This window comes from Alistipes sp. DJF_B185, assembly GCF_964250025.1.
Lineage (GTDB): Bacteria > Bacteroidota > Bacteroidia > Bacteroidales > Rikenellaceae > Alistipes > Alistipes finegoldii.
On record NZ_CAXUDY010000003.1, the window covers coordinates 273378 to 291987 of the forward strand.

The following is an 18610-nucleotide window of genomic DNA, read 5'->3' on the forward strand; positions in this document are numbered from 1 at the left end:
TGATTTATAACTGACCACCTTTTACCAATTTGCGCAGATAATCTTTTGCATCGTTTATACTTCCCCGGAAGATTAATGTACCATCGGGATCGAAGATAATTATCGTCGGGAATAATTTGACTTTTATTTCCGTAACAGCCGGATCATTCCTTTTTATTGAAAAGACCGGAAACGTATAGTTGTACTCTTGCAGTCGGTCCTGTCCGGTCGTAATTGTCTCTGCTTTTTCTTCCCGTCTGAAATGCAAGGCTCCGATTTTTATAGACCGGTTGTCTTTGTATTTGTTATAAAGTTCCTGCAGAATTGGAAACTCCCGGTAGCATACGCCGCAGTTGGTATTCCAACAGTCGAGAAGCAGATACGAACCTTTGAAATCTTCAAGACCGAACGTCTCTCCTTGGGCATTCCGGATATCGAGCGGGCACTTTATTATTTGAGTTACGCGGCCCTTCCAGCTCTTGAAAGTCAAACAATCGTAAATGAAGTCCGCACCGCTCCAGCTCATCCAGACAATCGTCATGGCAGTCAGCAGGCTGATGATTATCCGGGACGACCACCGTCGGCGGGTAAATGTTATATAGGCGGCAGAAATAGCCAGATATCTCATTGCCACCTCCACAAGATACAGGGGGTGAATATCCTCTATTCGTTCACCATACAAAATGGTCGCATACAAAATGCCAATTATTTCGATAATTGAACTTCCGATTGCAATAAGCAGGGCGGTGCTCCGTGGATTATTCAACCTCAGCTTCCAGAGACAAAGGATCGTGAAAATAAAAAATGCACTGGGATCGATCAATATGTCTAATAGGAGGAACCCCTGCAAAAAACTTAATGCTGACGTTCCTCGCCGCAAGTCAATCATACAGTATGATATCAGGACCGATAGTCCGATGAGTAAAACTATTTTTAATCCTTTTTTCATTTTGTTTTTCATGAGGTTCTGACTTGATTTTTTGGCATCTCTCAATGAGATTGGATTCGTCTCACCAAAGCGATTGGCTTTTGGACCGGCAAATTAATTAAATAGATGTAAAATTAATATGGGCCAATCGGCCCATACCGTTAGATTAGATATAATATTTCAGTTACCCATTACAAAGTCCGTCACAAGACCATTGTCCCCCGATGCCACATTTACCTGTTATTTTACAATTGGCTTTTATATTACAATCTCTGTCATTATGACATTCGCTGTCATACCGGCATTCACAATCTGGGGCATCGGCCTCACTTCTTGTCGAAACCCGTAAGGTTTTTAAACTTTCCTGAAGCAAAACTTTTTCATATTCCTCCGCTGTTAGCCATGTAAAAATATGGTAATATACCATATCGTTATCCCAATTATATGTCGTTTGCATATGGTTAATCCATTTCTTTGCATATTCTTCCGCTTCTTCGAGTCCATCCTGCGAATAAAAATATGGAATGAAATAATCATATATGTTTTTCACCTCTTGTTTTTCCTCTTCTGACAACTTGCTGTCCTGCATGATATAAGCCAGCTTCTCTCTCCATAAATTTGCTTTCTTATCTGCTGGCAGCCCTCTGAGAATGGCCCGTTGCTGATCCATGGATAATTCGACTATTTCACTTCTGGTTGCTGTTACATATTTATCGATATTAGTTCTGGCCCATTTTTCAATTTCAGGATTGCAACTATATTTTGCATCAGAAGAACACGATAATAATAAGATTGATATACAGCATACCAATACTTGTTTAATAGAGATAAATGTGAGATTTTTCATAATTAAATTGATTTTAATGTTTATAGTGTTGCCTGTCCTTTCGCCGTTAAAATTTCATTTCGCTTTGTAGCATTCGTAATTAATATGATGCTTCGGTTAAAAGCTCCCAAGTTTTCTTCACTCCCATTATAGGTGATACAAATCTCTCCAACCTGCCCTGTCAAAAGAGGTTTTTGCTCCCATGTTACCTTGATACAACTGCAAGAAGTCAATGCGCTGACAATTACCAAAGGCGCATTTCCCGTATTTGAATACTTTATAACTTTTTTGTTTGGTGTCTTGATAGAAATTTCTCCAAAATCGACCATTTTGGTGTCAAATTCTATCTTGGCGGTTTTAGTCGTATCGGACTGAAGTAATTCCGCATTAAGATATGTATATAAGGGCGCTGTATTAGATTCAAACCATGTTATTGCATGCTCTCTATATTGATTGCTAATGGAATCCCTGTCCAACTTTCGGGTTAATTTATATCCTAAATAATAATTATAAAATGGGGTTCCGTTGAGATTGATTTATTGATATTATCCAGTCCCTTTTTTAGACTGTCGATATTGTCCGAGTCTAAAGAAAGATATGCATTATAAATATTTGAAAAATAGGAAGAAAGTATTTCGCCTTTGATTTTGAAATTTGCATTGGTTAATTGGGGTGCATCCTGACTGTTAATTTGATTGAGCTGAGATACTAATTTGCTATCAAATGAGAAATTCGTTATGTATTTTACCTTTTTTTGAGGTGATATCAACATTGCACATGGCAATGTCTCCAACTGATATATGAAATTAACATGTTCATTATTCTGTAGAGATATATCGCAAAAATAAAAATCGTATGTATTCTTATATCTTGATATAAATCTATTGATATCATACTTTTGGATTTTTGTTATTAAACCTTGATCGCCTATGAATACCCATGATTCCTTTTGAGTTTTATCAATATTCTCCATGGCCTCGTCAAAGGCAATATAATTTATATTGCCTGCAGAGCAGCTTATCAGTACTATTGATAATAATGGAATAAAATATTTTTTCATAATTAAAATTAGAAAAACAAAGATTTTGGAGCAAGTGACGCTCGGTATATTAAAATGTTGATAACAAAAGTATGGATATATTAATTGGATTATCACGCATAAATTAATCGAAGTTGATACTAACTTAATGTTTTAAATTTTGACTTAGTATATTAACTATTTAATATGTAGCGATTTGAACCGTTCGTTTTTGTGCGGGTGCAGCACGGGATGTTCGAGTTGAGGGTGGGGCTGACCGTAATATTTCCATACATTTGCATAACCTAAATTTCGTTTGTTATGAGATTTCTGCTTTTCTTGAATTTTCTCTTCTCCGTTTGTTTTCTTTCCGCTTGCATGTCCCGTCGTAGTGCAGAGGTAATCGAGGCGCTTGAGCTTGCCGGGCGGAACCGCTCGGAATTGGAATGTGTACTTGACCATTATGCAGCGTGTGAGGCGGATAGTCTGAAGTTGCGGGCGGCAGAATTCCTGATTGCCAATATGCCCGGACATCAATGCATATATGGTCCGGAAGTCGATTCGTTCTTTTGTGAGATCGACTCGCTGCTGGATTGTGAAGTCAGTGACTCTTATCCAATTGTGGTGGGATTAAACGAAATTGCGGATCGGCATGCTCCACTGGAATCCGTCATACGTAACGATATCGAAGTTATTACGGCGGATTACCTGATTCATCACATCGACCGGGCGTTCCGCCTGTGGGAAAGTCCATGGGCGGACTACCTGACCTTCGACCGGTTTTGTGCGTGGTTGCTGCCCTATAAGGTTGCGGAATTTCAACCGCTCGACTATTGGTGCGACTCGCTGGGCTGCCGCTTTTCCGAACGGCTTCGAACAGCCCCGCAGAATGATGAGAACAGCTATTCCCCTTATTACAGGACTTTGCAAATCCTGCCCGAAGTGCGGGCGGGTGTCGGACCTAACATACCGCTGAACTATGCCGAATACAAAGGCTACAGGCTTTTTGCCGCTGCGGCTTTTTACAGAATGCCTTTCGGAGACTGTTTCGATTATTCGACGCTCTCCGTCGCCGTATTGCGAAGTCATGGTATCCCCGCGGTATTCGACTATTTACCCCAATGGGGACGGGGATTTCTGCGGCATGCATGGTTCGGTTTTATGAATGACAACGGAGTTTTTATGGCTTCGGAGTGGGGGCTGGATTCCGATCCCGGAACTCCCTTTCATCCGTGGCGCCCGATTCCGAAGATTTATCGGTATAGTTATGCGCCTGTTCCGGCGCGTTCGGATTATCTTCGTAATTCTAAATATCCGCTAGACGGATTTTCTCCTTTCGAAGAGGATGTGACCGACTGGTATATGTCTACCTCCGATCCGAATGTCCCCTTGTTCCGAACCGACCTTTCGGATGATTACCTTTATATAGCCGCATTTAACAATTACCGCTGGAATCCGATTGATGTCGGTCGTCGCAACGGGCGGAAAGGGGTGTTTTCGAAAATGGGCCGCCGAAACGCCTATTTGGTTTTCGGCCATGATGGGAGCGGGCTGGTTCCGGTCTCCCATCCTTTTACGATTGATGCCGGCGGACGCATTTGCTGCCGGAATGCCGATACCACATGCAGAGAGCGTATCCGTGTAACCCGTAAGATGTTGCTGAACGAACATGTCGCACGCATGGAACATCGTATTGTCGGTGCCCGGATCGAAGCCTCCGACTATCCCGACTTCCGGATTGCAGAGGTTTTGTATAGTATCAACAGCGTTGTTTTTCCCGATATGATTCCCGTTCGGGCCTCGAAAAAATATCGCTACTGGCGACTGTATTCTGCCGACGGTTCTCATGGGAGCATTTCCGAATTGCAGTTCTTTATGCCCGGCAGCGATGTTCCGGCGATCGGACGGCCGATCGGAACGCATGGACTTCCGCCGCAGCGGGGGCTGGATAAAGTTTTCGATGGAGATTGGCTTACGTCCTATGATCACCCTGACGCGGACGGCAACTGGTATGGCCTGGCTTTCGACAAACCTGTAGTTATAGATCGGGTCCGCTGCGTGCCCCGTACGGACGATAATCTGATTCATGCAGGGGATACTTACGAGTTGAAGTATTGGGACGGAATAAAGTGGGCTTCATTGGGCTGTCAGGTCGCATGCGAAAGATACCTGTTGTTCGACAATGTTCCCGCAAATGCGCTGCTCTGGCTCAGCAATCTCACCCGTGGTTACGACGAACGGATATTTACGTATGAAAATGACCGGCAGGTTTGGTGGTAATACCTGAACCTCGGATGCTAGGTGGTGGACGGCGGGCGCAAATTGAGGTCCCGAGTTCAAGTCTCGGACCCGCTACGGAAAAAAAGCGACCGCGACATTTGTCGCGGTCGCTTTTTGTTTTTGCGCTGTTTGTTTCCCTCCTCAGCTGTGCCGCCGGGCCAGCTCTTTTTCGAGGTCGGCGACCGAACAGCCGGTCGCTTCGAGCAGCACCAGCAGGTGGTATACGAGGTCCGACGCTTCGTAAATCATCGCCTCGCGGTTACCCGCCACGGCTTCGATCACGGTTTCGACGGCCTCTTCGCCTACTTTCTGTGCGATTTTGTTCACGCCGCGGTCGAACAGCCTGCTGGTGTACGATCCTTCGGGCATCTCGGCGTGCCGGCCCCGAATCACGCTCTGGAGGTAACGGATGAAGCCTTCGGTTTCGGGCGCGGCCCCCGCGAAGCAGCTTTTTGCGCCCGTGTGGCAGGTCGGGCCGTGGGGGACGACGCGGATCAGGAGTGTGTCGTCGTCGCAGTCGGCCGTGACCGAAACGATGTCGAGATAGTTGCCGCTGGTCTCGCCTTTGGTCCAGAGACAGCCCCGCGTGCGGCTGTAGAAGGTGACGCGGCCTTCTGTCAGGCTTTTTTCGTAGGCTTCGCGGTTCATGTAGCCGAGCATCAGCACCTGCAGGGTGCGGTCGTCCTGTATGACGGCGGGAATCAGCCCGTCGGCCTGTTTTGCGGAGTCGAGTTCCGCAAAGGGTTTTGCTTTGATTTTCATGGCGTTTATAATCTTACGTTGATGTTTTGCCGGTGCAGTTCCCGTTTGAGCGCGGGAATCGGAATTTCGTTGTAGTGGAAGATGCTGGCCGCCAGCGCCGCGTCGGCCCTGCCGAGCGTCAGCACGTCGGCGATATGCCGCACCGAGCCTGCCCCGCCCGAAGCGATGACCGGAATGGGTAGTTCGGCCAGCCGTGCGAACGTTTCGCAGGGGTAGCCGTCGCGGGTGCCGTCGTGGTCCATCGACGTGAAGAGAATCTCGCCCGCGCCGCGCCGCCATACTTCGTGCGCCCATGCGAACAGTTCGCGCTCGGTGAGCCGCTTGCCGCCGTGGGTCGTGACGCGCCACACGCCGTCGATCTTTTTGGCGTCGATGGCCGCGACGACGAACTGCGAACCGTATTTCGACGCGATGGCGTCGATCAGCGCCGGATCGCGCACGGCGGCGCTGTTTACCGTGACCTTGTCGGCTCCCGCGTCGAGCAGCCGGCCTGCGTCCGCGACCGATGCGATGCCGCCGCCCACGGTGAACGGAATGTCGATGCGCGCCGCGATGCGCGATACCAGCCCGGTGAAGGTGCCGCGCCCCTCCTCCGTGGCGCTGATGTCGAGATACACCAACTCGTCGGCCCCTTCGGCCGCGTATTTCGCACCGAGTTCCACCGGGTCGCCGACGTTTTTCAGCTCTGCGAAGTTGATCCCTTTGACCGTCTGCCCCTCGCGGATGTCGAGACAGGGAATTATGCGTTTTGCAAGCATCGCTTCAGTTCTTCGAGTGTGATACGTCCTTCGTAGAGGGCTTTGCCGACGATGACGCTGCGCAGGCCCGCGCCGTCGAGCGCCTCGATGTCGGCCATCGAGCCGATGCCGCCGCTTACGGTGATCTCCACGCCGGGAAACTGCCCCTGAAGTGCGGCGTAAAACTCCGCCGATGCGCCGCAGAGCATGCCGTCGCGGGCGATGTCGGTGCAGATTACCTGCGCGAGTCCCTGCGGTGCGAACTGCGCGATCAGCTCCTGAGCCGAGAGCTCGGACGCTTCCGTCCAGCCCTGAACGGCTGCTTTGCCGTTGCGGATGTCGGCTCCGAGAATCAGCTTTCCCGGCCCGAATTCCGCGAGCCATCCGGCGAAAAGCTCCGGCCGGCGTACGGCGACGCTTCCGCAGATGGCTCGGCTTGCGCCCGCGTCGAATACGCTGCGGAGCGCCTCGGTGCTTTTGATGCCGCCGCCGTACTGCACTTCGAGCGCGGTTTTCGACGCTATGCGTTCCAGCACGGCGAGGTTGCGGGGCTGTGCGGCCTTGGCGCCGTCGAGATCGACCATGTGCAGGCGGCGTATGCCCGTCTCTTCGAAGCGGAGCGCCGCTTCGAGCGGGTCGCTGTAATAGGTCGTCCGGCGGCCGTAGTCGCCCTGCGTCAGCCGCACGCAGGCGCCGCCGATAATGTCCGTTGCGGGTATGATTTCTATTTTCATCGTGTTACGGTTTTAAAAAGTTGCGCAGGATCCTTTCGCCCGCCGAACCGCTCTTTTCGGGGTGGAACTGCGTGCCGAAAAAGTTGCCGCGGCCCAGCGCGGCGCTGAACTCCCCGCCGTAATCGGTGCGGGCGATCGTCGCTTCGCAGACCTCCGCCGCATACGAGTGGACGTAATAGACGTAGGTCTCTTCGCCGATTCCTTCCAACAGCGTTCCGCGCAGGCCGCCGACGGTGTTCCAGCCTACATGGGGAATCTTCAGCCCGTTTTCCGCGGGTTTCAGCCGCCTGACGTGCGCCGGGAAAATCCCCAGACAGCGGGCGTCTCCCTCCTCGCTGTCGAGACACAACAGCTGCATGCCGATGCAGATGCCCAGTACGGGCTGCGTCAGGGTGGGGATGACCAGATCGAGTCCCCGCTCGCGGAGTTTGGCCATCGCCGACGAAGCTTCGCCCACGCCGGGCAGCAGCACCCTGTCGGCGCCGCGCAGGAGCGCGGGATAGGCCGTGATCGTGAATTCGGCCCCGATGCGCCGCATGGCGTCGGCGACCGACCGCAGGTTGCCCGTGTCGTAATCTACTATCGCCGTCATAATACTCCTTTGCTGCTGGGTATGTCGTATCCGAATCCGCTGCGGGCCACGGCCATGCGCAGGGCGCGGGCGAAGGCCTTGAAGATCGCTTCGGCCTTGTGGTGGTCGTTGTCGCCTTTGGCCGCAATCTGCAGGTTGCAGCGCGCGGCGCAGCAGAGCGAGTGGAAGAAGTGGCGGAACATCTCCGTCGGGACGTCTCCGACCCGCTCGCGGCGGAATTCGGCGTCCCACTCGAAGTCGATGCGTCCCCCGAAGTCGAGCAGCACCAGCGCGCGGCAGTCGTCCATCGGCAGGGCGAATCCGTAGCGGCCTATTCCGGCCTTGGAGCCCAAAGCCCGATCGATGGCTTTGCCCAGCACGATCGCCACGTCCTCCATCGTGTGGTGTTCGTCGATGTCCAGATCGCCGCGGGCCTCCACTTCGAGCGCCACGCCGCCGTGGTGGGCGATCTGCGCCAGCATGTGGTCCAGAAAACGCAGTCCGGTCGAAATCCCGTCGCCGCAGTTTCTATTGTCGCCGTTCCCGTTGTCGTCGTTCCTTTCGTCACTGCTGCTGTCGTTGATCCTGCTGTTGTCATTTCCGTCGTCGCGGTTTCTGTTGTCGCCGTTCCTTCCGTCACTGTTGTTGTCGCTGTCGCCGTTTCCGTCGCCGCTGTTCCTGCCGGCGTCGTTCCATTCCCCTGCCGGATTTTTCGCCCCGGCCCGGTTGCCTTCCGGTCCGTTGTCTGCGTCCGGATCAACCGGGTTTTTCGTATCCGCGCCGTTCTCCGGAGCGCCGCCGGTTCCGGCGGCCGGACGGTCTGGCGAAACGCCGCCGAACCCTTTGCCGTCGAGGTCGAGCCGGACGGTGATCCGCGTTTCGCGGGTCTCGCGCGTTACGACCACCCGCCGTTCGCCGCGGCGGATGTACTCGGCGATCTCGGACCACGAATCGCTGATCAGCACGCAGGGCTCTTCCGCTCCGGCTTCGCGCAGCATCCGGCGGCCCGCCGTCTCCTGTGCGAACAGAATTCCCCGCGCTCCGAGATTGCGGGCCAACAGGATGTCGGTCGCGCGGTCGCCGACGACGTAACTCGCCGCGAGGTCGTACCCTCCGCCGGTGTAGCGGCCGAACATTCCCGTGCGGGGCTTGCGCGTCGGGGCGCCGTCGCTTTCGAACGTGCGGTCGATCAGCATGTCGTCGAACAGCACGCCTTCGCCCGCCAGCGTGCGGAGCATCTTCTCCTGCGGAATCCTGAAATCCTCCTCAGGAAAGGAGTCGGTTCCCAGTCCGTCCTGATTGGTGGCCATCACCAGCTCGAAATCGAGTCCCCGGAGGACTTTGAGCGCCGAAATGGCTCCGGGCACGAATTCCAGCTTGGCGAGGCTGTCCACCTGCATATCCACGGGCGGCTCGACGATCAGCGTGCCGTCGCGGTCTATGAACAGTGCTTTTTTGAGTGCTTTTTTCATGGTCTGAAGTTTTTGACGGTTTCCAGCATGCGCCCGTTTTCGGCGGGAGTCCCCACGGTGATACGCAGGCAGCCCTCGCATCCCGTGAGCCGCGTACGGTTGCGGACGATCACCCCTGCGGCGATCAGTTCGCCGTAAAGCCGGTCGGGATCGGCGGTCTTCACCAGCAGGAAGTTGGCCTGCGACGGGTAGACCCGCTCGATGCAGCCGCATCCGGCGAGCGCCGCCGCCAGCCGTCCGCGTTCTTCGCGGATTTGCGCGATCTGCGCCGCAATGTCCCGGCGCAGACACTCGGCCGCGGTCTGCTGGGTGAGCGTATTGATATTGTAGGGATACTTGACCTGCCCGAACAGCGCGGCGATCCGCTCCGACGCGAAAGCCAGTCCGAGCCGCAGTCCCGCCATGCCCCAAGCTTTGGAGAGGGTTTGCAGTACGATCAGGTTGGGAAATTCGTCGATCCGCGGCAGGAATCCCTGTCCTTCGGCGAAGTCGATGTAGGCTTCGTCGAGCACCACCACGCCGTCGAAGCGGCGCAGCAGCTCTTCAATCTTCCGGTCGGGGAATGCGTTTCCCGTGGGGTTGTTGGGCGAGCAGAGCCACAGCAGTTTGGTGCGCCCGTCGGCCGCCGCCAGCAGCGCCTCGACCGGAAGCGAGAAATCGGCTCCCAGCGGCACTTCGCGCAGTTCGACGCCGTTGGTCTGCGCCGCCACGCGGTACATGCCGTAGGTCGGCGCGATCGAAACGGCGTTGTCGCGGCCCGGCTCGCAGAAGATCCTGAACGCGAGGTCTATGGCTTCGTCGCTGCCGTTGCCGAGGAATATTTGTCCGCTCCGCACGCCCTTCAGCGCGGCCAGCTGCGCCTTCAGCTCCCGCTGGTGCGGGTCGGGGTAGCGGTTCACGCCGTTGTCGTAGGGGCTTTCGTTGGCGTCGAGCCAGACGCCGATCCCGCCGCCCGCATATTCGTCGCGGGCCGTGGAGTAGGGTTGCAGCGCCAGAATGTTGGGCCGCACGAGCTGCGCCAGCGGTTTCATCGCGCACCTCCTTCCGTCCGGATGCGCACGGCGTTGGCGTGTGCGTCCAGCCCTTCGGCTTCGGCCATGGCCGTAATCGTCGGCGCGAGGGCTTCGAGTCCGCCGCGCGTCAGTTCCTGATAGGTTATCTTGCGCATGAAGCTCTCCGTGTTCACGCCGCTGTAGGCCCGCGCCCAGCCGCCCGTGGGCAGCGTGTGATTGGTTCCCGAAGCGTAATCGCCCGCGCTTTCGGGCGAGTAGCCGCCGATAAATACGCTCCCCGCGGCCGTGATCCGCGCCGCGGCGTCCCATGCGTCCCGCATGGCGACAATCAGGTGTTCGGGGGCGTAGGCGTCGGCGAACGCGATCTGCTCGTCTGGGTCGCTGAAAACCACGATCCGGCTGTTGGCCAGCGAATTGCCGATTGCGTCGCGGCGGCTGAGCCGCGCGGCCTGCTCCCCGACGGACGCTATTGCCCGCTGTGCGAACTCCTCGCTGCGGCAGACCAGCACGGCCTGACTGTCATCACCGTGTTCGGCCTGCGACAGCAGGTCGGCGGCGGCGAATTCGGGCCGGGCGTCTTCGTCGGCCAGCACCAGCACCTCCGAAGGCCCCGCGGGCAGGTCCACGGCGACGTCGGCTGCGCCGGCCAGCTGTTTGGCTTTGGTGACGTAGCGGTTGCCGGGACCGAAAATCTTGTCGACGCGCGGAATGCTCTCCGTTCCGTAAGCCATGGCCGCCACTGCCTGCGCCCCGCCGAGGGCGAAGACGCGGTCCACGCCGCAGAGGTCGGCCGCATAGAGAATTTCGGGTGCGATCCGCCCGTCGCGGCCGCACGGCGTGCAGAGTATCACCTCGCGGCATCCGGCGATCCGGGCCGGCAGGGCGAGCATCAGCACCGTCGAGAAGAGCGGGGCTTTGCCGCCGGGGATATACAGCCCCGCGCGGCCGATCGCCACGGCGCGCTGTACGCACCTGACGCCCGGCATCGTTTCGACCTCGACCTGCGCCGGGAGCTGCGCCCGGTGGAAGGCTTCGATGTTGGCCTTCGCCTGCTCCAGCGCGGCTTTTAACTGCGGCGATACGGCCTTCGCGGCTTCCGCACGCCGTTCGCGCGTCACTTCGAACGTTTCGGGGAGGTATCCTTCGATGCGGCGGACGATCCGGCGCAGGGCCGCGTCGCCGCCCGTGCGCACCTCGGCGAGGATCGCGGCTACGCGCTCCCCGATCTCCTCCTCCTGCCGCGTACAGCGGGCCGTCAGCGCCGGCCATTCGCTGCGCGGGGGATTTACATAGATTTTCGGCATTTCCATTTTTTCGGGTCGTTTTTAGGGGTCAGCGGATCATGTTTTCGAGCGTCAGCACCAGAATTCCTTCCGCGCCGAGGGCCTTGAGCCGTTCGATGCGCTCCCACAACTGCGATTCGCAGATCACGGCGTGTATCGAGCACCATCCCTCCTGCGCCAGCGGCAGGACGGTAGGACTGCGCATGCCCGGCAGGATCGTGATCGCTTCGTCGAGCTTCTCCTGCGGGAGGTTCATCAGCACGTACTTCATGCCGCGGCTTTCGAGTATCGAGTTGAAGCGGAACGTGAGTTGGGCCGTTTCACGGCGTTTATCCTCATCGAGTTCCGGATTTGCAATCAGCACCGCTTCGGAATAAAATACCTTCTCCACTTCGACCAATCCGTTCGAGATCAGCGTGCCGCCCGACGATACGATGTCGAATATCGCGTCGGACATTCCCACGGCGGGGGCGATTTCGACCGACCCTTCGATGGTGTGTATTTCGGCGTCGATGCCCTTCTCGGCGAAGAACCGCGCGAGGATGTTGGGGTAGGAGGTCGCCACGCGCTTGCCGCGGAAGTAGTCCAGTCCGTTGTAATCCGCCGTCCGGTCCACGGCCAGCGAGATGCGGCAGCTGCCGAATCCGAGGTCCATGGTCCGTTCGACCGGGAAGTTCTTCTCCGCGACCTCGTTCAGCCCCACGATCCCCAGATCGGCGACGCCCATGGCCACGGCCTGCGGAATGTCGTCGTCGCGCAGGTAGAGCACCTCCATCGGGAATCCGTCGGCGCGGGAGATGAGTTTGCGCTTGCTTTCGGCGACGCCGATGCCTGCTTCCGAGAGCAGGTCGATGCTCTGCTCGTTGAGTCGGCCTTTGGCCTGAATTGCTATTCTCAGCATGTTTGTTTGTTGTTTTTCAGACACCCGCCTGCGGAACGGACATGAAAAAAGCCCATCCGCAGGGGATGAGCTTCGTTATGATATATAATCCTTATTTACATATGCACATCGATCTTACCCCTTCGGAAAGTGGTTGTGATGATGATGGATATGGTTGAATATTGTCATTTGCAATGTCGTTGGGGCAAATGTATGTATTTTTGGATGAAAAATCAAAATTTCTGCCGAAAAGTTTTCGATAATCTTCCGCCGGTGCCGCCGAAAACCCTCTTTGCTTTCGGTGTTCAGTCGTTTGTTGTTTTGATTGTCAGTTGTTTGCGTCGTTTGTAGATTCGCTGCGTCTTTTCGGTTCGCGGGCCGGTGATTTGTCGTCGGACGGCCGCGAATGGCCACCGCCGAGCCGCGAAAGACGGGGTTGCCGGTTTCAATATACGGATTATGCTTATCTTTGGAGGTCTGCCTAAGCAGTCTTTAGTAAAATATTGTTGTTATGGAAACCGAAAAGAAACGTATCGAATATACCAACGGCGAGATCGTCGTGGTCTGGCAGCCGCACCTCTGCATCCATTCGGGCGTCTGCGTCCGCATGCTTCCCGAAGTTTACAACCCGCAGGAGCGGCCGTGGGTGAAACTGGAAAACGCCACGACCGACCGGATCGTTGCGCAGGTCGAAAAATGCCCTTCGGGAGCGTTGTCCTATCGTAAGGCGTGACGCCCGCTCATCCCGTTGAAAAGCCGCCCATGGATGCTGAATTCGTCGATCTGACGGCCGAAAACCTTGCCGACGAGCATTTGTGCTGCATTATCCGCACGAAAAAGGCCCATCCGGGCGTAGAGGCGAAGCGGCGGTGGCTTTCCGACCGGCTCCGCGAGGGGCACGTCTTCCGGAAGCTGAATGCGAAGGGCGTGGTCTTTATCGAATACGCGCCTCTCGAAACGGCATGGGTGCCCGTGATTGGCGACAACTATTATTATATCTATTGTTTGTGGGTTGCGGGTCCTTACAAAGGCAAGGGCTATGCAAAGGCGTTGATGGAACATTGTCTGGCCGATGCGCGGACGCATGGAAAATCGGGCGTCTGCATGCTCGGTGCGGAAAAGCAGAAAGCGTGGCTTTCGGACCAGTCTTTTGCCCGGAAGTTCGGCTTCGAGGTCGTCGATACGACCGACAACGGCTACGAGCTGCTGGCGCTTTCGTTCGACGGAACCACTCCGCAATTCGCACACAATGCGAAAAAACAGCGTATCGAAAGTCAGGCGCTGACCGTCTATTACGATATGCAGTGCCCCTTTATCCCCGGCAATCTGGAAATGATAAGACAACACTGCGAAGCGCACGGTGTCCCGGCGGATTTCATCGAGGTGGATACGCTCCGCAAGGCCAAGGAGCTGCCCTGCGTATTCAATAACTGGGGCGTCTTCTACAAGGGAAGATTCGAAACGGTGAATCTACTGGACGCCGCAGCCTTGGAACGGATCCTGAAAAAGTGATTCCCGCCGGGACTGTCTCCCTATATCGGCCCTCCCCTCGAAAAAATCTCCGAACCCTTCGTCGTTCCGGATGCTCCATCCCGCCCGTCCCCGCATTATTCTGCTTTTTTTGCCCGCTTTTTCGGGACTCTTTTCGTATATTTGTAATTCGAATCTGAACTTACGCTTATGACATCCGCCGCCGTTATCGCTACCGTTCTGGGCTACATAGCCGTCCTCTTCGCCGTAGCATGGGTCTCCGGCCGCCGCGCCGACAACGCCGGGTTTTTCTCCGGCAACCGCCGCACGCCGTGGTACATGGCCGCCTTCGCCATGATCGGCGCCGCCATGTCGGGCGTGACGTTCATCTCCGTTCCCGGCTCGGTCGCCGTAGACGGCTTTTCCTACATGCAGATGGTCGCGGGCTTCACGGTCGGACAGCTGATCGTCGCTTTCGTGCTGATTCCCACGTTCTACCGCCTGAAGGTGGTGTCGCTCTACGAATACCTCGACGACCGCTTCGGCGTGCGGTCGCACCGTACCGGGGCGTGGTTTTTCTTCGTCTCGAAGATGCTGGGGGCGGCCCTTCGCATCTATGTGGTCTGCGCCGTGATGCAGTTGCTGGTCTTCAGCCATTACGGACTTCCGTTCTGGCTCAATGCGGCGGTCACGATGCTCTTCGTATGGCTCTACACCCAGCAGGGCGGCGTCAAGTCGCTGATCTGGACCGATACGCTCAAGACGGTGTGTCTGGTGGGAAGTCTCGTGCTGTCGATCGTCTTCATCATGCAGGCGCTGGGTATGTCCCTGCCCGAAATGACCCGCGAGGTCGCCGCGTCGCCCTATTCGAAGATGTTTTTCTTCGACGACCCGGCTTCGGACCGCTATTTCTGGAAGATGTTTGCGGCGGGCATCGTGCTGCTGATCGCCATGACGGGACTCGATCAGGACATGATGCAGCGCAACCTGAGCTGCGCCACGCCGCGCGACTCGCAGAAAAATATCGTCCTCACGGCCGTCAGCCAGATTTTCGTGATCTTCCTGTTCCTCGTGCTGGGCGTGCTGCTTTACATCTACATGGACCGCAGCGGGCTGGCGATGCCCGAAAAGGGCGATCAGGTCTTTTCGCAGGTCGCAGTCAACGGCGGATTGCCGGTATTCGTTGGCATACTGTTCGTTATAGGACTTATTTCAAGCACCTATTCAGCCGCAGGATCGGCCCTTACGGCCCTCACGACTTCGTTTACGGTCGATATCCTTGACGGCACGAAACGTTACGGCGAACGACGTCTGACCCGCCTGCGCCGCATCGTCCATGTGGCGATGGCCCTCGGCATGGCGCTGGTGATCCTCGCCTTCGAATACCTTGCCGACGACAGCGTCATCAATCTGGTCTACAAGGTCGCCAGCTACACCTACGGCCCGATTTTGGGTATGTTCGCTTTCGGTATCTTCACGCGTCTCAGGGTGCGCGACGGCTGGATGCCCCTCGTGGCGCTCGCCGCTCCGCTGCTGAGCGCCCTGCTGCAATACTGGGCGTATGAGGCGTGGGGTTACCGGATCGGTTTCGAACTGTTGATTTACAATGCCGCATTTACGATGGCCGGCATGCTTTTACTGGTCAAACGACATGAAAAATAGACTGTTGTATATTCTCCTGCTGCTCGGTCTGTGCGGGCAGGAGGTCTCGGCCGCCGGAATCGATGGCCCTGCGCGCCGCGAAATCGGACGCACGCTGACGCGCATCGTCGCCCGCGAAGTGGCGGGCGGCTATGTCCGCATCGAGGGGGTGGACGCCTCGCGCAAGCGGGTGCGAATCTACACCTCGGTCGGCCTTTCGTACTATCCGTTCCGCGAAGAGAACCTGCGCGCCATGCGCGACTCGGTGCGTCTGCTCATGCCGCCGGAGTTCCGCAAGGCGGACATCGAACTTTATTCCGACAAGCGGGAGGTCGGCGAGCTGATTCCGATGGCCTGCCGAACCGGGGCGGAATACCGGAAACTTTTGCGCAAGAAGAAGATCGTGCCCTTTACCAACCGCTCCGAGCGGCCGCTGGTGACCCGTTCTTCGGCGCCCGTGGTGCCGTCGCAGGGACTCGCCGGGCGGCATATCGCCTTGTGGCAGAGTCACGGCCGCTATTTCGACCAGCCCCAGAACCGCTGGAAATGGCAGCGTTCGCAGTTGTGGCAGACCTGCGAGGACCTCTATACCCAGAGCTACGTGCTGCCGTATCTGGTTCCGATGCTCGAAAATGCCGGGGCCTGCGTGATGCTGCCCCGCGAACGCGACGTGCAGAAGTACGAGATACTGGCGGACAACGATGCCGCCGGGCAGTACCGCGAGGAGGAGGGGCCTGAGAAATGGCAGCCGGGCGGCATGGGCTTCGCGCATGTGCAGCAGGTCTACACGACGGGACAGAATCCCTTCCGGGACGGCACGACGCGCCGCGTGAGATCGGTGACCGGCGGGGCGGAGAGCCGCGCCGTGTGGACGGCCGACATTCCCGAACGGGGCGAATACGCCGTTTACGTGAGCTACGATTCGACTCCGCAAAACGCTGACGACGCGCAGTATACGGTGCATCACCTCGGAGGGGACAGCAGCTTCGCCGTAAACCAGACCATGGGCGGCGGAACGTGGATCTACCTCGGCCGCTTTCTGCTCGACGCCGGTTCGCAGGAGGTCGTGACGCTCACCAACCGCTCGCGTCAGGCGGGCCGCATCGTCTCGGCCGACGCCGTGAAGATCGGCGGCGGTTACGGCAACATAGCCCGCACGGTGTGCGATTCGCTGCGCCGGCCCGGCATGGTATGCCATCTGGAGACGAGCGGCTATCCCCGTTTCTGCGAGGGCGCCCGCTACTGGCTCCAGTGGGCCGGATTCGACGAAAAGGTCTACTCCCCGAAGGAGAACCGGGACGATTACAAGGACGACTACATGTCGCGCGCCCATTGGGTCAATGCCCTGACGGGCGGTTCGGAGCGGATGCCCGACAGCGCCGGGCTGCGCATTCCGGTCGATATGGCGCTGGCGTTCCACTCCGATGCGGGCGTGCGGCTCAATGACGACATCATCGGCACGCTGGGCATCTTCTATACGCGCGAGAACAAGGGCAAGTTCGAAGGGGGCGCCGACCGCTACCGTTCGCGCGACCTCACGGATATCGTCATGACCCAGATCGTCGAAGATATCCGCAGCACGTACGAACCGGCATGGAGCCGCCGCGGGCTTTGGAACCGCGCCTATTACGAAGCGCGCGTGCCGGGGGTGCCGACCATGCTGCTCGAACTGCTGTCACACCAGAATTTCGCCGACATGCGCTACGGCAGCGATCCGCGTTTCAAGTTCCTCGTGAGCCGTGCCGTCTATAAGGGTATCCTGCGCTATATCAGCTCGCAATACGGATTACCTTACGTAGTGCAGCCGCTGCCCGTGGAGTCGCTCGCCGTGCAGTTCGCCGAAGGTGGCAAGGCGGCGGTCACTTGGTCGCCCGTGATGGATTCGCTCGAAACGACCGCGGCTCCGACGGGGTATGTGGTCTATACGCGCATCGACGACGGCGGCTTCGACAACGGCCGTTACGTCGATAAACCCTGCCTGCTGACCGCGCAGGAGCCGGGGCGCATCTACAGCTACAAGGTGACGGCCGTGAATGAGGGCGGCGAGAGTTTTCCGTGCGAGACCGTCGCCGCATGCCGCATGCCCGACGAGAAGGGGACGGTGCTGATCGTCAACGGCTTCGACCGCGTCAGCGCGCCGCTGAGCGTGCGCGCCGATTCGCTGGCGGGGTTCTATACCGACATCGACGGCGGCGTGCCCGACCGGCAGGATATTTCGTTCATCGGCGCGCAGCACGTATTCGACATGCAGATGGCCAAATGCGAGGTAGACAGCATCGCTTTGGGTGCCTGCGCCTGCGATTACGAAACGGAGGTGATCGGCGGCAACACGTTCGACTATCCCGCCCTGCACGGACGTTCGGTCGCAGGGGCCGGATATTCGTTCTGCTCGGCGTCGGTGCGCGCCGTCGAGCGCGGCGAGGTGTCGCCCGACGGTTATTCCGCCGTCGATCTCATTCTGGGCGAACAGCGTTCGACGACCATCGGACGCGGGGTGACGGGCTATGCCTTCAAAACCTTCTCCCCGGAGTTGCAGGCCGTTCTGCGCCGGTATATGGCCGGCGGCGGTGCGCTCTTCGTGTCGGGAAGCTATGTGGCGACCGACCTCTGGACGGGCGGCGAGGCCTCGGACGACGACCGCAGGTTCGCCGAGGAGGTGCTGCACTACACCTACGACGGCGGCCGGGCGGCGCAGCGCGGACGGGTGCGGGTTGTGACTTCGCATCCCGGATTTTCGCGCGACGAGTACCGTTATGTCAATGAATACCGTCCGGACCGCTACCGGGTCGAGTCGCCCGACGCCCTGCGGCCCGCCGGGGCGGGGGCCTTCTCGGTGATGCGTTACGTCGAAAACGGCCGCACGGCGGGCGTGGCCAGCGAAGCGGGCGGAACGTTCGTCATGGGATTTCCGTTCGAGTCCATCGAGAGCGACGTGCAGCGCGACCGGCTGATGCGCGACGTGCTGGACTTCCTGCTGAAGCAAAAGGATAGATGATTTGTGTATTTATTTAAAAAT

Annotated in this window: 17 protein-coding genes; 5 read left to right on the plus strand and 12 right to left on the minus strand. The window is 57.1% G+C overall.

Going from position 1 to position 18610, the window contains the following annotated elements; translation table 11 throughout:
• Window positions 1-4: 4 nt before the first annotated feature.
• From ACESTR_RS06320 to ACESTR_RS06335, 4 genes are all read right to left on the minus strand, one after another.
• The gene (locus tag ACESTR_RS06320; RefSeq protein ID WP_279066417.1) at window positions 5-940 is read right to left on the minus strand and encodes a TlpA family protein disulfide reductase; all 936 of its coding nucleotides are present in this window, start codon (window positions 938-940) and stop codon (window positions 5-7) included.
• A gap of 151 nt (window positions 941-1091) precedes the next feature.
• Entirely contained in the window at window positions 1092-1754 is a 663-nt protein-coding gene (locus ACESTR_RS06325) for a bacteriocin fulvocin C-related protein (protein ID WP_302269366.1), read from the minus strand.
• 20 nt (window positions 1755-1774) lie between these two features.
• Window positions 1775-2209 carry a DUF1573 domain-containing protein gene (locus tag ACESTR_RS06330; RefSeq protein WP_302269368.1) on the minus strand — a complete coding sequence of 145 codons (435 nt, stop codon included), beginning with the start codon at window positions 2207-2209 and terminating at the stop codon, window positions 1775-1777.
• Between the two features lie 20 nt (window positions 2210-2229).
• Entirely contained in the window at window positions 2230-2793 is a 564-nt protein-coding gene (locus ACESTR_RS06335) for a hypothetical protein (RefSeq protein ID WP_302269370.1), read from the minus strand.
• Window positions 2794-3072: 279 nt separating this feature from the next.
• Here ACESTR_RS06335 and ACESTR_RS06340 point away from each other — a divergent pair, with 279 nt between their 5' ends.
• On the plus strand, window positions 3073-5031 hold the full coding sequence (locus tag ACESTR_RS06340; RefSeq protein ID WP_302269372.1) for a transglutaminase-like domain-containing protein: 1959 nt from the start codon (window positions 3073-3075) through the stop codon (window positions 5029-5031).
• Window positions 5032-5172: 141 nt separating this feature from the next.
• Here the strand turns inward: ACESTR_RS06340 and hisIE are convergent, their stop codons facing one another.
• The 8 genes from hisIE to hisG are packed head-to-tail and all read right to left on the minus strand — an operon-like array spanning window position 5173 to window position 12504.
• Window positions 5173-5793, minus strand: a complete 621-nt coding sequence (gene hisIE, locus ACESTR_RS06345; protein ID WP_278507093.1) for a bifunctional phosphoribosyl-AMP cyclohydrolase/phosphoribosyl-ATP diphosphatase HisIE — start codon at window positions 5791-5793, stop codon at window positions 5173-5175.
• A 5-nt stretch (window positions 5794-5798) separates the two neighbouring features.
• Window positions 5799-6551, minus strand: coding sequence for an imidazole glycerol phosphate synthase subunit HisF (hisF, locus tag ACESTR_RS06350; RefSeq protein ID WP_022044007.1), 753 nt, complete (start codon window positions 6549-6551; stop codon window positions 5799-5801).
• Window positions 6533-7264: a 1-(5-phosphoribosyl)-5-[(5-phosphoribosylamino)methylideneamino]imidazole-4-carboxamide isomerase gene (gene hisA / locus ACESTR_RS06355; RefSeq protein ID WP_302961238.1), complete on the minus strand. Its 732-nt coding sequence runs from the start codon at window positions 7262-7264 to the stop codon at window positions 6533-6535. Before hisA ends, hisF begins: the two co-directional genes overlap by 19 nt.
• Before the next feature lie 4 nt (window positions 7265-7268).
• On the minus strand, window positions 7269-7856 hold the full coding sequence (gene hisH, locus ACESTR_RS06360) for an imidazole glycerol phosphate synthase subunit HisH (RefSeq protein ID WP_278713742.1): 588 nt from the start codon (window positions 7854-7856) through the stop codon (window positions 7269-7271).
• Window positions 7853-9307: a histidinol-phosphatase gene (gene hisB / locus ACESTR_RS06365; RefSeq protein WP_014776366.1), complete on the minus strand. Its 1455-nt coding sequence runs from the start codon at window positions 9305-9307 to the stop codon at window positions 7853-7855. Before hisB ends, hisH begins: the two co-directional genes overlap by 4 nt.
• The gene (gene hisC, locus ACESTR_RS06370) at window positions 9304-10338 is read right to left on the minus strand and encodes a histidinol-phosphate transaminase (RefSeq protein WP_227042350.1); all 1035 of its coding nucleotides are present in this window, start codon (window positions 10336-10338) and stop codon (window positions 9304-9306) included. The genes hisB and hisC overlap by 4 nt, the downstream gene beginning before the upstream one ends.
• Entirely contained in the window at window positions 10335-11630 is a 1296-nt protein-coding gene (gene hisD, locus ACESTR_RS06375; RefSeq protein ID WP_014776368.1) for a histidinol dehydrogenase, read from the minus strand. The genes hisC and hisD overlap by 4 nt, the downstream gene beginning before the upstream one ends.
• A 22-nt stretch (window positions 11631-11652) precedes the next feature.
• Window positions 11653-12504 (minus strand): ATP phosphoribosyltransferase, encoded by an 852-nt coding sequence (hisG, locus tag ACESTR_RS06380; protein WP_009598221.1) that lies wholly within the window; start codon window positions 12502-12504, stop codon window positions 11653-11655.
• A 490-nt stretch (window positions 12505-12994) separates the two neighbouring features.
• On the opposite strand from hisG, the gene ACESTR_RS06385 reads away from it, so the two are divergent.
• From ACESTR_RS06385 to ACESTR_RS06400, 4 genes are all read left to right on the plus strand, one after another.
• Window positions 12995-13216 (plus strand): (4Fe-4S)-binding protein, encoded by a 222-nt coding sequence (locus ACESTR_RS06385; protein WP_009598285.1) that lies wholly within the window; start codon window positions 12995-12997, stop codon window positions 13214-13216.
• 29 nt (window positions 13217-13245) lie between these two features.
• Entirely contained in the window at window positions 13246-13995 is a 750-nt protein-coding gene (locus ACESTR_RS06390; protein WP_227042349.1) for a GNAT family N-acetyltransferase, read from the plus strand.
• Between the two features lie 168 nt (window positions 13996-14163).
• Window positions 14164-15615, plus strand: coding sequence for a sodium:solute symporter (locus ACESTR_RS06395; RefSeq protein ID WP_009598277.1), 1452 nt, complete (start codon window positions 14164-14166; stop codon window positions 15613-15615).
• Entirely contained in the window at window positions 15605-18589 is a 2985-nt protein-coding gene (locus ACESTR_RS06400; protein WP_130062806.1) for a xanthan lyase, read from the plus strand. Before ACESTR_RS06395 ends, ACESTR_RS06400 begins: the two co-directional genes overlap by 11 nt.
• Window positions 18590-18610 lie beyond the last annotated feature (21 nt).